Below are 11,785 nucleotides of genomic sequence, written 5' to 3'. Positions count from 1 at the left end.
AGGAATGCGATCCGCACCCCGGATTCGCGATCGGCGGGTTCCGGAACGCGCGCCCCACTCGCGACGGGAACGGGGTTGCGCCGGTCTCGACTTTCCGGAGTGAAATCCTGCCGATGCACCGCGGTCCCCCGAATACCTGGACGATGTCGCCCGACCGACATTAACGACTTGTCGCGAACCCGTAAAGCGCGGAACTCGCGGCTGCGCGGCATTGCGGCACGGCCATCGGGGCGCCGCCGATCGGGTCGTTTCCCGAGCGGCCGGACATTCATCCTGGTCACTTCATCATCGCGGAGGGTGCCCGGGTCGGCACACAAGGCAGCCGGCAAGGCATGAGGTGTCCGAAATCTGCAAGTTGCATACTGCGCACGGCCGCCGCGTCCACATCGGAACGGCACTCCGATCCCGCCCGCGCCGGACGGTCACCCCCGCGCGACGCCGTCCGCCGTCACCGATCCGCCCGGGCGCCGGCCCGGCCCCCGGGAACACTCGGAGAGCGGCGGGCCGCCCGGCTCTCCCGGAAGGCCAGCCCCGTCGCCGCGAGCGCGCCCAGCAGGCCGCCGATCATGCACATCCACAGGCCGGGCCCGATCGTCGTGCCGGTGTCGGCGGCGACCAGCGCGGCGGTCATCGAGGTCAGGTGCCGGCTGTCCCACAGCCCGAGGGCGAACAGCACGAGACCGGCGCCGACCGAGAAGACCGTCTCCCGGGCGGGCAGGCGGTCGCCGCGGACGGCGGGCACCGCGTAACCAGCGATCACGACCCCGAAGAACGCGGTGAACAGGTCCGACACGAGGCTTCCGGAGACCTTGCTGCTGCCGCTCACGGGAAAGTCGACATACGCCCACGGCAGGAATGAGCCGACGACCGCCGTGAAGCCGGCCACCAGCATAACCCACGCGAGAACCGGCCGCAGTCTCATGGCCCGTCAACCTACGCCATCGACGGGGCGCCGACGAACGAGGCAGGCGGCGGCGGACACGGCACACGGGCGTACGGAGTTGTCCGGCCGGAAGGCATTTCCACCGAACGGCGGCGGTCCGGGCGGACCGCTGGATAGCGTGAACGGAGGCAACGACGCGACGAGCCGTCGCCGGATTCCTCGTGCTCCGGGAGAGGAATGATGTGGAAAGCAACCGAGCGGCAGGGGCCGGTCGTCCTTCTGGTGGAGGACGACGAGGACCTGCGTGAGCTCGCCACCCAGATGCTGGAGATGCGCGGGTTCAGCGTGCTCGTCGCGAAGGACCCGGTCAGCGCCATCATGACGTGCCGGGTGCACAGCGGGGCGATCGACGTGCTGCTCACCGACCTGGGCCTGCCCGGCGTCTCCGGCGGGGAGCTCGCCCGCTCGGCCTCCGAGGTGCGACCGGGCATGAAGATCGTCTACGTCTCCGGTGTGCCGGAGGAAATCGCCGTCAAGAAGGGGCTGATCCGTGCCGGGTCGCCATTCGTCGCGAAACCGTACACGGCGGACCGGCTGGCCGGGATGTTGCGCATGGTGCTCGCCCAGGGAGCGGAGAGCACCGCGAGGTAACCGGGACCGGGGCGCGGCGGCGCTGGAGACCGCCGTGGTGATGCCGGTGATCCTGCTGATCCTGTTCGGCATCGTCGACATGGGCCGGCTGCTGCAGCAGTACATCCAGCTCACCGAGGCGGCCCGGGAGGGCGCCCGGCTCGGCGCGCTCAACGGCACGCCCGCGGCGGTGCAGACCAAGGTCAACGGCATCGTCGGGGCCGGCGGCGCGTCGTCGGTGACCCAGGCGGTCACGGTCTGCTCCGCCGCCTCGCTCGTCGGCGCCGACGCCAAGGTCGTCCTGACCCGCCAGTACCAGCCGATCACGCCGATGGTGGCGCTGGTCAAGCTCGTCGGCGGCCAGAGCATGGGCACGATCACGATGAGCGCCACCGGGGTGATGTCATGCGTCGGCTGATCCGCGCCCTGTCACCGCCGCGCGGCGAGCACGGCGTGGTCACCGCGCTGGTCGCCGCGCTGGCCGGCACCGGGGTGCTGCTCGGCATGGCGGCTCTGGTGATCGACATCGGCGCGCTCTACGCCGAGCGCGAGCAGTTGCAGAGCGGGGCGGACGCGGCCTCGTGGAAGATCGCCCAGGTCTGCGCCGCGACCGCCGACAGGAACCTGGTCTCGCCGTCCTGCACGGTCAGCGCCCAGCGGGACAACGCGCAGCAGTACGCCGACAAGAACGCCAAGGACCTCGTCTCCGACGTGCAGTTCTGCATCTACACGGTGTCCGCGGCCGGCGTCACCACCCCGGACAGCGGCTGCCCCGGCTCCTGGAACACCCCGGTCAGCTGTCCCGCGCTGCCCAGCACCTCCGGGCCGTACCGGTACGTCGAGGTCCGCACCACCACCCGCAACGCCGACAACACCACAGTGGTGCCGCCGCTGTTCGGCGCCGGGCTGGCCGGAGCGGCGTACGCCGGGGCGCGGATGGGCGCGTGCGGCCGGGTCGCCTGGGGGGTGCCGGCGATCAGTGACGTCTTCGCCCTCGGCATCTCCAGGTGCGACTTCCTGCGGATCACCGGCAACCACAGCAAGTTCTTCGCCCCGCCGCTGCTCGGCGGCCTGAACCCGCTGCTCCAGGGCACCGGCGTGTACCCGCTGCTCGGTCTCTCCAGCCCGGCCACCGACTACGTCTCGATCAGCAACGGCATCCTGTCGTCGTCCTGCCCGGCGGCGGTCACCGAGACGGTCGGCGGCTACGCCTGGCTGGGGCAGCCGAACGGCTCGACCGCGCTGCTGGGGATCCTGCCGGTCAGCGCGCCGAACCCGGCCACCTGCACGCTGGCCGACATCCCGGCGACCAACGGGACGGTGGACAGCTGGGTCGGCGGGTTCACCCTCGGCCTCGCCACCGCGACAGCGGCGACCGCCTGCGTCAACCGGCTGAACGCGCTGGTCACCTCGGGTCAGCCGGTGCTGGTGCCGATCTTCGACAGGCAGGCCGCGCTGATCAACATTCTGCCGTCCTACTACCGGATCGTCGGTTTCGCGCCGTTCGTCTTCACCGGTTACGAGACCCTGGTCAGCGGTCTCGGCGGGCTCCTGACCGGGCTGCTGGCGCCGAACTCCGCGATCCCCTCCGCGGTCTCCGGGGTCCAGAAGCTGCTGTGCGCCGCACAGTCCTGCGTCTACGGATACTTCACCAAGACGCTGGCGACCGACCATCTCCCGACGCGGTTCGCGACGTCGCAGTACTACGGCGCCATGGTGATCGGCCGTACGGGATGACCGGTGCCTGAGGGGATGACGCGATGCGCCGCCGCATCCTGATCCTGCTGGCCGCGCTGGCGCTGGCCGCGATCAGCGGGATGGCCGTGCTGTCCTACGCCCGCTCGGCCGACCGCCGGGCACTGAGCGGGAAGGAGGGCACCTGGGTCCTGGTGGCGAGCAGGCACATCGCGGCCGGGACCAGTGGCGCCGACATCCGCGGCCGGGGCCTGACCGAGCGGCTCCTGGTCCCGACCGTCACGGTGCCGGCCGGGGCGATGACCACCTGGGACGCTGCGCTCGACCGGCTCCGGCTCGGCGCTGACCTGCAGCCGCGGCAACTGATCATGCAGACGCTCTTCGTGCACGCGCCGCCGTCACCGTCGCACACCGGCCGCATCCCGGTGCCGCGCAAGTCGCTCGCCGTGTCGGTGGCGCTCAACGTCGCCCCGCAGGTCGCCGGGAACATCACGCCCGGCGACGAGGTGGCGGTCTATTACACGTACCAGCTGAGGGTCCTGACCGAGAGCGACAGGGACACCGTCCCGATGACCGAACTGCTGCTGCCGAAGGCACAGGTGATCACCATCGGGGAGGCGGCGCCCCAGCCTGCCGCCACCACGGCGGCGTCCCCCTCCGCGCCGGCCGGCGTCTCCCCCACCCCTGGGCCCACGACCTCGAACCAGCAAGAGACGACTCAGCGGTACGTCGTGACGCTCGCCGTCGGCGACACCGACGCCCTGCGGCTGGTGCACGCGGCGCAGAGCGGGTCCCTCTACCTCGCGCTGCTCGGCGCGGACGCCACCGCGAGCACCGGCCCGGCCGTCGACACCAGCTGGGTCGTCCGATGAGCGGGCCCGGGATCCGTGGTGCAGCGCTGGTGACGCCATGAGCCTGTACGTCTACGTGGAGCCTGACGACGAGCGCCGTCAGCACTGGGGCAACGACTTCCGCGCGATCGGCGGCACGATGCTCAAGAGCATGAGCGAGCTGGAGTCCTACCTGCCGCGATACCCGGAGACCCTGCTCGTGGTGCTCGGCCCGGAGGTGGATCTGGACGAGGCGCTGATGTTCACGGCGTACCAGCGGCTGCAGCGCCCGGTGATCGGGGTGGTGCTGATCCGCCGGGTGATCGAGGCCGGTGTGGTGCTGCGCTGTCTCCAGTCCGGCATCCGGGAGCTGGTCGCCGAGGATGACGAGGAGGGCCTGCGCAACGCGTCGGTACGGTCGGTCGACCTCTCCAAGGCGTTGAGCACCAGCATGCGCGGCTCCGGCGACCGCGCCCCGTACGCCCGGGTGGTGACGGTCTTCGCCGGCAAGGGCGGCTGCGGGCGCAGCGTGGTGGCGGTCAACCTGGCCGTCGCGCTGGCCGGTGCCGGGCGCCGGGTGCTGCTGATGGATCTGGACCTGCAGTTCGGTGACGTGGCGATCATGATGAAGCTGGCCCCGGAACGCAACATCGCCGGGGGCCTGCCGATGGCCGGGCGGCTGGACGAGCCCGGGCTGCGGTCCATCGTGACGACGTACCGCCAAGGTCTTGACGCTCTGCTGGCCCCGCCGAGCCCCGCCGAGGGCGAGCAGGTGCGCCGGGAGTTCGTCGTCGAGTTGCTGGACGTGGCCCGCCCGCTCTACGACTTCGTCGTGGTGGACACGCCGGCGGTGGTCACCGATCAGGTGCTCGCCGCGCTGGACATGTCCGACTGGTTCGTCCCGATCGTCACCCCGGACCTGCCCACGCTGAAGTCGGTGCGGCTCACCTCGGAGATGTTCGACCTGCTCGACTACCCGAAGGACAAGCGCCTGCTGGTCCTCAACCTGGCGAACACCCAGGCCGGCCTGAGCCCGTCCGAGGTGGAGGCGGCGGTCGGGATGCCGTTCACGGTGCAGGTGCCGGCCAGCCGGGACGTGCCGCTCTCGGTCGACAAGGGCGAGCCGATCGCCGCGTCCCACCCGCTGCACCCGGTCAGCCGGGCGATCCGGGAGCTCGGGGACCGGGTCGCCGGGGTCGACACCGGACCGCGGCGGCGGCGTGGCTTTCTCCGGAGGTTGTTCTCATGAGTCTCTCCAGCCGCCTGGGCGGCGCCGGCACGCCGCCACCACCGCCGGCCGAGACGCGCGGCGGCGAACGCTACCGGGCAGCCGGGCGGCAGCCGGTCGACCAGGTCGGCGAGGTGCGGCTGCGGATCCAGCGGCGGCTCGCCGACGAGCTGGGCCCGACCCTCTACGGCAGCGGTCACGGCGAGGACCTGGACGCGAAGGTCCGGGAGGTGCTCAACGACCTGCTGGCCCGGGAGGAGACCCCGCTCTCCGGCGCGGACCGGGCCCGGATCATCCGGGAGGTGACCGACGAGGTGCTCGGCCACGGCCCGATCGAGTCGCTGCTGCGCGACCCGTCGGTGAACGAGGTGATGGTGAACGGGCCGCACTCGGTCTACATCGAACGGTTCGGCCGGCTCGAGAAGGTGGCCGCCGAGTTCGACGACGAGCAGCACCTGCGCCGGATCATCGACCGGATCTGTTCCCGGGTCGGCCGGCGCGTGGACGAGGCCAGCCCGACCGTCGACGCGCGGTTGCCGGACGGGAGCCGGGTCAACGCCGTGGTCCCGCCGATCGCGCTGGACGGGCCGACGCTGACCATCCGTAAGTTCGCCGCGGTGCCGCTGACCGTCGGGGACCTGCTGCAGTACGGCACGCTGACCCGGCAGGCCGCGGAGTTCCTGGACGCGTGCGTGCGCGGCCGGCGCAACATCCTGGTCAGCGGCGGCACCGGCTCCGGCAAGACCACGATCCTGAACATCCTCTCCGGATTCGTCCCGGCCGACGAGCGCATCGTCACCATCGAGGACGCCGCCGAGCTGCAACTGGTCCAGGACCACGTGGTGCGCCTGGAGTCACGCCCGCCGAACTCCGAGGGCCGGGGCACGATCACCACCCGCGATCTGGTCCGCAACGCCCTGCGGATGCGCCCGGACCGGATCGTGGTCGGCGAGGTCCGCGACGCGGCAGCGCTGGACATGCTGCAGGCGATGAACACCGGCCACGACGGCTCGCTGACCACCCTGCACGCGAACACGCCGCGCGACGCGGTGTCCCGCCTCGAGACGATGGTGCTGATGGCCGGCATGGACCTGCCGATCCGTGCGATCCGCGACCAGATCAGCTCCGCGGTCGACCTGATCCTGCAGGTCAGCCGCTTCAAGGACGGCGCCCGCAAGGTCACCCACATCACCGAGGTGGTGGGCATGGAGGGCGACGTCGTCACGCTGCAGGACCTGTTCGTCTACGACGCGGCGGCCGGCGCCGAGCTCCCGGGCGGTTCCGGGGTCCTGCGCACCACCGGGATCCGCCCGCATTTCACCGACACCCTTCAGATGTACGGCGTGACGCTCCCGTCCGGGATGTTCGCCACCCGGCGGCGGTGACCATGAGCGCCCTGGTCACGGCGGTCGTCGCCGGCGCGGCAGCGGTGTTCGTGATCGCGTTCGTGATCCTGCGGGCCACCCTCGGCCGGACCCCGGTCCAGCGCCGGCTCGCCACGCTGCGGCGCTTCTCGGCGCACCGCGAGGCGGAACCGGAACCGCCGCTGCGCCGGGTGCTCGCGGCCCTGGGCCGCCGGGTGGAGCAGCGCCCGGGCCTGGCTCGGCTGGCCGGGCGCAGCGCCCCGATGCTGGACCGGCTCGGCGGCACGCTGCGGCCGTCCGAGTGGCTGGTGCTCCGGGCGCTCGCCGCCGCGGCGATGGCACTGGCGGCGGGTCTGCTGCTGAGCCCGGTCACCGCCGTGGTCCTCGGGCTGCCCGCCGGCTTCGCCGGTGCGAACAGTGTGCTGCGCTCCCGGGTCCGCCGCCGGGAGCAGGCGTTCTCCGACGAGCTTCCGGGCGTCCTCCAGCTCATGATCAGCTCGCTGCGATCCGGCTTCACGCTGCACCAGTCGGTCGAGGCGACGGTCCGGGACGACGACGGGCCGGTCGCCGGTGAGCTGCGCCGGGCGCTGTCCGAGACCAGGATCAGCGGCGAGTTCGAGGACGCGCTGGAGCGCGTCGGCGACCGGATGAACAGCACCGAGATGCTCTGGCTGGTCATGGCGTTGCGCCTGCAGAAGGAGGTCGGCGGCAGCCTGGTCGAGGTGATGCAGACGACCGCCGACACCATGCGGGAGCGGGCCTACCTGCGACGACAGGTGCGGTCGTTGTCCGGCGAGGGGCGGGTTTCGGCGTACGTCCTCGGAGCCATGCCCTTTCTCGCCGCCGGCGGGATCTGGGTGACCCAGCCGGGCTACCTGCGTCCCCTGTTCCAGCAGCCGATCGGCCTGGTGATGGTGGCCGCCGCGGTCGTCCTCATGGCGATCGGGGCGGTCTGGCTGCGCGCCGTGGTCAAGGTCGAGGTCTGAGGTGGACGCGTCCGTCGTCGCGGTCGCCGGCGCCCTCGGGACGGCCCTCGCCGTGCTGCTCGCCGCCACCGCCGCGGTCCTGCCACCGCCCCGACGGGACCGGATCCTGCGCGCCCTCGCCCCCTACGGCCCGAACGCCGCGATCCCGGCCGGGACCGGCCACTCGCCCGGCGGCCGGCTCGGTTCGCTCGTCCGGTCCGCGGCGACGCGCTGCGGTGACGTGCTCACCTCCGGCCGCGATCGACGCCGGCTGATCCTGGGGCTGGACCGCGCCGGAAACCCGCCCGCCTGGCCGCTGGCCCGGGTGATCCGGATCCGGCCGCTCGCGTCAGTGGCCGCCGCCGCGTTCTGCGCCGCGGTCGGCCACGCCCTCGGCGGCGGCCGGGGCGGGCTGCTCGGCGCTCCGGCCGGGCTGATCGCCGGTTTCCTGCTGCCCCGGCTGCTGCTCTACAACGCGGGGCTCAAACGCCAGCAGTTGCTGCTGCGGTCGCTGCCGGACGTGATGGACGCGCTGGTCATCGGCGTGGAGGCGGGCCTGGGCCTGGACTCCGCGATGGATCACGTGGGCCGTGGCATGGCCGGGCCGATGGCCGACGAACTGCGCCGGGTGCTGCAGGAGATGCGGCTCGGCGTGGCCCGCGCCGACGCGCTGCGCGCGCTCGCCGACCGTACCACCGTCCGCGACCTGAAACGCCTGGTCACCGCGTTGGTGCAGGCCGGCGAACTGGGCATCTCGGTGGCGAACATCCTCCGCGAGCACGCCCAGGACCAGCGGGTCCGGCGCCGGCAGCGGGCCGAGGAACTGGCCCAGAAGGTGCCGGTCAAGCTGATCTTCCCGGTGATGTTCTGCATGCTGCCGGCGATCTTCGTGATCCTGATCGGGCCGGCCGTCCTGCAACTCATCAAGTCCTTTGAATAGGAGCGCTAAGAATCGTCGCCGGGCGGCCGATGAACGAGGGGTGACCCTGCTGATCGACGTGCCGTTCCGGGACCTCGAACAGGACCGGCTGGCGGCGCTGCACGAGTACCAGCTGCTCGACGAGCCGGCCGACGACGAGCTGGAGGCGGTCGTCCGGGTCGCGGCGATGGTGGCTGACGTCCCGCACGCCACCCTGAACCTGATCGACGCGAATCGGCAGTGCCAGCTCACGGCGGTCGGCTTCGAGTGCGGTGAGCAGCCCCGCACCGAGTCGATGTGCAACGTGCACTTCCTGGCCGGTGACACCATCCAGATCACGGACGCGAGCAAGCACCCGGCGTACGCGGGCAATCCCTTCGTCGACGGCCGTCGCGGCGACATCCGGTTCTACGCCTCCACGTCGCTGATCACCCCGTCCGGCTACGCTCTCGGCACGCTCTGCGTGTTCGACGACGTGCCCAAGACCCTCGGCGAACGGCAGATGGCCCGGCTCGCCGACCTGGGCGACGTGGTGGTCGGGCTCTTCGAGCGGCGTCGTCAGGCCCGGCTCAACGCCGAGCTGGCCGAGCAGGCGCAGCGCGACCGCAAGTTCATCGACACCGTGCTCGAGACGGTCGGGGTCGGTATCGCCGCGGCCGACGAGACCGGCCGGATGACCGTGCTGAACCGGGCCGCCCGCCGGTGGGCGGGCGTCGAGAACGACGTTCACACTCCGCCCGATCAGTTGCCGATGGAGTTCGGCCTGTATCAGCCGGACGGGGTGACGCCGATGCGGGAGCAGGACATCCCGCTCAACCGCGCCCTGCACGAGGACGCGGTCGACGACGCCGAGTTCATCATCCGGACCGCCGCCGGTCAGCACATCACTGTGGTCGCCACCGGCCGCAGCATGTTCGCCGACAGCGGTGAGCGGATCGGCGCGGTCGTCGCCGTCACCGACGTCACCCAGGACCGCGTCTACCGCCGGCGGCTGGAGCAGGCGCACGCCGAGGTGGCCGCCGCGGTCGTCGAGCTGAAACGCTCCAACAACGAGCTGGAGGGTTTCGCCGCCGCGGTCAGCCACGACCTGGTCCGGCCGCTCGCCGGGGCGCACGGCTACCTCGAGCTGCTCCACGAGGAGTATCACGACCAGCTGGACGCCCGCGCCGCCAAGTGGGCCGGCGGGGCGCTGCGCGCGGTGGAACGGATGCAGCAGCTCGTGCAGGCTTTGCTCAGTTACGCCCGGGCCGGGCACGCGCCGTGCCAGATCGGCGACGTCGACCTGGCCGGGGTGCTCGAACAGGTGACCGCGGACCTGCGGACGCTGATCGAGCACACCGGCGCCGAGGTGCTGACGCAGGGCCCGATGCCGGTGGTCACCGGGGACCGGACGTTGCTGCGCCAGCTCCTGCAGAACCTCGTCGACAACGCGATCAAGTACCGCGACCCGCACCGGCCGCCGCGCGTGCGGATCGGCTACTCGGCCGGGCCCGGCGCCTGGCTCCTGACGATCGCCGACAACGGCCTCGGCATCCCGGCCGAGCACCGGGACCGGATCTTCGACATGTTCGCGCAGGTGGATCCGGACTCGCGCACCGGGCACGGAATCGGACTCTCCACCTGCCTGCGCATCGTGGAACGGCACCACGGGACGATCCGGCTCGACGACGCTCCCGGCGGCGGAACCGTCGTGAGCCTGACGCTGCCTAGAGCTGGTTGATCCGGATCAGGTTCCCGGCCGGGTCGCGGAAGGCACAATCCCGGATCCCGTACGGCTGATCGGCCGGCTCCTGCACCACCTCCGCGCCCGCGGCGACCAACCGTTCGAAGACGTCGTCGAGGTTGTCGGAGGCGAGGGTCAGCGCCGCGAAGCTGCCCTTCGCCATCAGCTCGGCGATCACCCGCCGCTCGTCGTCGGTGATGCCCGGGTCGGCGGCCGGCGGATGCAGCACGATCGACACCGGCTGGCCCTTCGGCCCGACCGTGATCCAGCGCATGTCCTGGAAACCGACGTCCTTGCGCACCTCGAAACCGAGCACGTCACGGTAGAACTTGATGGCCGCCTCCGCGTCGTCGTGCGGGAGGAAACTCGCGTGAATACTGATGTCCATGCCGCCCAGCCTAGGAACGCGGCACGGCCCGGGCTTCTCGATTCCTGACCGGTCTGGTCACCTGTTTCGCGACACACGCCGGAATGCCCTCGACCGTGTCCGCGGCCGTCTTCTTGTAGGCGCTCGGCGAGATCCCGACCAGCTGCGTGAACCGGGTGCTGAACGTGCCCAGTGACGAACACCCGACGGCGAAACAGACCTCGGTCACGCTCAGGTCGCCACGACGCAGCAACGACATGGCACGCTCGATGCGGCGGGTCATCAGATAGCCGTACGGCGATTCGCCGAAGGCGGTCCTGAACTCGCGGCTCAGATGGCCGGCCGACATGTGCGCGCCGCGGGCCAGTGCCTCGACGTCCAGGGGCTGGGCGTAGTCACGGTCGATCCGGTCCCGAACCCGGCGCAACACTCTGAGGTCGCGCAACCGCTGCTCGTGGCTGGTCACGCCCCCATCCTGACACGTTCGCGCCCGCGCGTGCCCTCAGCACCAGCGCCCTTCCCGCCTCCCGACGCGGGCCACGACTCCAGCTTCCGGCGCCCGCCCGTCAACGCCAGCGCGGGTCACGACTCCAGCGCGGCCCGACCTGCGCCCACTCCCGTGTCCACGCCCGGTCCCGCCTGCGGTCCAGCAGCCCGCGGCCGGCCCGATGAACCCCGATCAATGCCACGAGCAGGCACAACACCGCTGCCACCGCGAGCAGAACGCCCTGCGACGCCGGGCTGTGCCGGCCGGGTGGCATGTGCGGGCTGCCGGTGTCGTCGACCCAGATCGCGATCCGTGCGCCGGCCCGCACCTCCGTCTCGGTCTGCACGATCCCGCTGCGCGCCGAGCCGTCCGGAGCCGTCCAGGTGGCCCGCGCGGCCCGGGGCGCCACCGTCCGAGGCCCGGTCGCGCCGAACGTCCCGGAATCCTCCACCAGTACGGCGTCGACCCGGAAGACGTGCGCCCGCTCCCAGTCCCGCGCCCGCATGTCCGACGAGTACCCGGCCTTCCCGGCCCGCCAGGCCAGCAGCGGCGCCCCCGCCAGGAAGACCAGGACCAGCAGGAACACCAGCAGGCTCTCGATCCGGTCCTCGGGGCGGCGCAGGACGTTGCGGTCCCAGCCGATCATGTGCTCGCTCCCTCTCCCCTTTTGGGGCAAGCATCACCCGGAAGCAAC

The 11,785-nt window shown here is 71.7% G+C and carries 13 protein-coding genes; 9 read left to right on the top strand and 4 right to left on the bottom strand.

What is annotated here, in order from left to right; all coding sequences use genetic code 11:
• Positions 1-448: 448 nt before the first annotated feature.
• On the bottom strand, positions 449-922 hold the full coding sequence (locus tag Acy02nite_RS07400; RefSeq protein ID WP_203739067.1) for a hypothetical protein: 474 nt from the start codon (positions 920-922) through the stop codon (positions 449-451).
• Between the two features lie 201 nt (positions 923-1,123).
• On the opposite strand from Acy02nite_RS07400, the gene Acy02nite_RS07395 reads away from it, so the two are divergent.
• From Acy02nite_RS07395 to Acy02nite_RS07355, 9 genes are read left to right on the top strand one after another with little or no spacing between them, the layout of a single operon-like run.
• Positions 1,124-1,534 carry a response regulator gene (locus Acy02nite_RS07395; protein WP_203739066.1) on the top strand — a complete coding sequence of 137 codons (411 nt, stop codon included), beginning with the start codon at positions 1,124-1,126 and terminating at the stop codon, positions 1,532-1,534.
• Positions 1,434-1,931, top strand: a complete 498-nt coding sequence (locus Acy02nite_RS07390) for a TadE/TadG family type IV pilus assembly protein (protein WP_264653258.1) — start codon at positions 1,434-1,436, stop codon at positions 1,929-1,931. The genes Acy02nite_RS07395 and Acy02nite_RS07390 overlap by 101 nt, the downstream gene beginning before the upstream one ends.
• A complete protein-coding gene (locus Acy02nite_RS07385; protein WP_203739064.1) occupies positions 1,919-3,250 on the top strand; it encodes a pilus assembly protein TadG-related protein in 1,332 nt (443 codons plus the stop codon). Before Acy02nite_RS07390 ends, Acy02nite_RS07385 begins: the two co-directional genes overlap by 13 nt.
• A 23-nt stretch (positions 3,251-3,273) precedes the next feature.
• On the top strand, positions 3,274-4,080 hold the full coding sequence (locus Acy02nite_RS07380; protein ID WP_203739063.1) for an RcpC/CpaB family pilus assembly protein: 807 nt from the start codon (positions 3,274-3,276) through the stop codon (positions 4,078-4,080).
• A gap of 37 nt (positions 4,081-4,117) precedes the next feature.
• Positions 4,118-5,287, top strand: a complete 1,170-nt coding sequence (locus Acy02nite_RS07375) for a CpaE/TadZ family protein (RefSeq protein ID WP_203739062.1) — start codon at positions 4,118-4,120, stop codon at positions 5,285-5,287.
• Positions 5,284-6,651 (top strand): TadA family conjugal transfer-associated ATPase, encoded by a 1,368-nt coding sequence (locus Acy02nite_RS07370; RefSeq protein WP_203739061.1) that lies wholly within the window; start codon positions 5,284-5,286, stop codon positions 6,649-6,651. The genes Acy02nite_RS07375 and Acy02nite_RS07370 overlap by 4 nt, the downstream gene beginning before the upstream one ends.
• A gap of 2 nt (positions 6,652-6,653) precedes the next feature.
• Positions 6,654-7,616: a type II secretion system F family protein gene (locus Acy02nite_RS07365; RefSeq protein ID WP_203739060.1), complete on the top strand. Its 963-nt coding sequence runs from the start codon at positions 6,654-6,656 to the stop codon at positions 7,614-7,616.
• Position 7,617: 1 nt separating this feature from the next.
• Positions 7,618-8,535 (top strand): type II secretion system F family protein, encoded by a 918-nt coding sequence (locus Acy02nite_RS07360; RefSeq protein ID WP_203739059.1) that lies wholly within the window; start codon positions 7,618-7,620, stop codon positions 8,533-8,535.
• Positions 8,536-8,575: 40 nt separating this feature from the next.
• Positions 8,576-10,234: a sensor histidine kinase gene (locus tag Acy02nite_RS07355; protein ID WP_239174393.1), complete on the top strand. Its 1,659-nt coding sequence runs from the start codon at positions 8,576-8,578 to the stop codon at positions 10,232-10,234.
• Here the strand turns inward: Acy02nite_RS07355 and Acy02nite_RS07350 are convergent.
• The 3 genes from Acy02nite_RS07350 to Acy02nite_RS07340 all read right to left on the bottom strand — a co-directional run bounded on the left by Acy02nite_RS07350 (position 10,221) and on the right by Acy02nite_RS07340 (position 11,737).
• Positions 10,221-10,625, bottom strand: a complete 405-nt coding sequence (locus Acy02nite_RS07350; RefSeq protein WP_203739058.1) for a VOC family protein — start codon at positions 10,623-10,625, stop codon at positions 10,221-10,223. The two genes, Acy02nite_RS07355 and Acy02nite_RS07350, sit on opposite strands and share 14 nt — an antisense overlap.
• A 10-nt stretch (positions 10,626-10,635) precedes the next feature.
• On the bottom strand, positions 10,636-11,070 hold the full coding sequence (locus tag Acy02nite_RS07345) for a helix-turn-helix transcriptional regulator (protein WP_203739057.1): 435 nt from the start codon (positions 11,068-11,070) through the stop codon (positions 10,636-10,638).
• 100 nt (positions 11,071-11,170) lie between these two features.
• Positions 11,171-11,737: an Rv1733c family protein gene (locus Acy02nite_RS07340; RefSeq protein ID WP_203739056.1), complete on the bottom strand. Its 567-nt coding sequence runs from the start codon at positions 11,735-11,737 to the stop codon at positions 11,171-11,173.
• Between the last annotated feature and the right edge of the window lie 48 nt (positions 11,738-11,785).

It is taken from the genome of Actinoplanes cyaneus (genome assembly GCF_016862095.1).
GTDB classification, from domain to species: Bacteria; Actinomycetota; Actinomycetes; order Mycobacteriales; family Micromonosporaceae; genus Actinoplanes; species Actinoplanes cyaneus.
The sequence above is the reverse complement of the archived record's forward strand: the minus strand, read 5'-3'. Positions and strand labels throughout refer to the sequence as shown.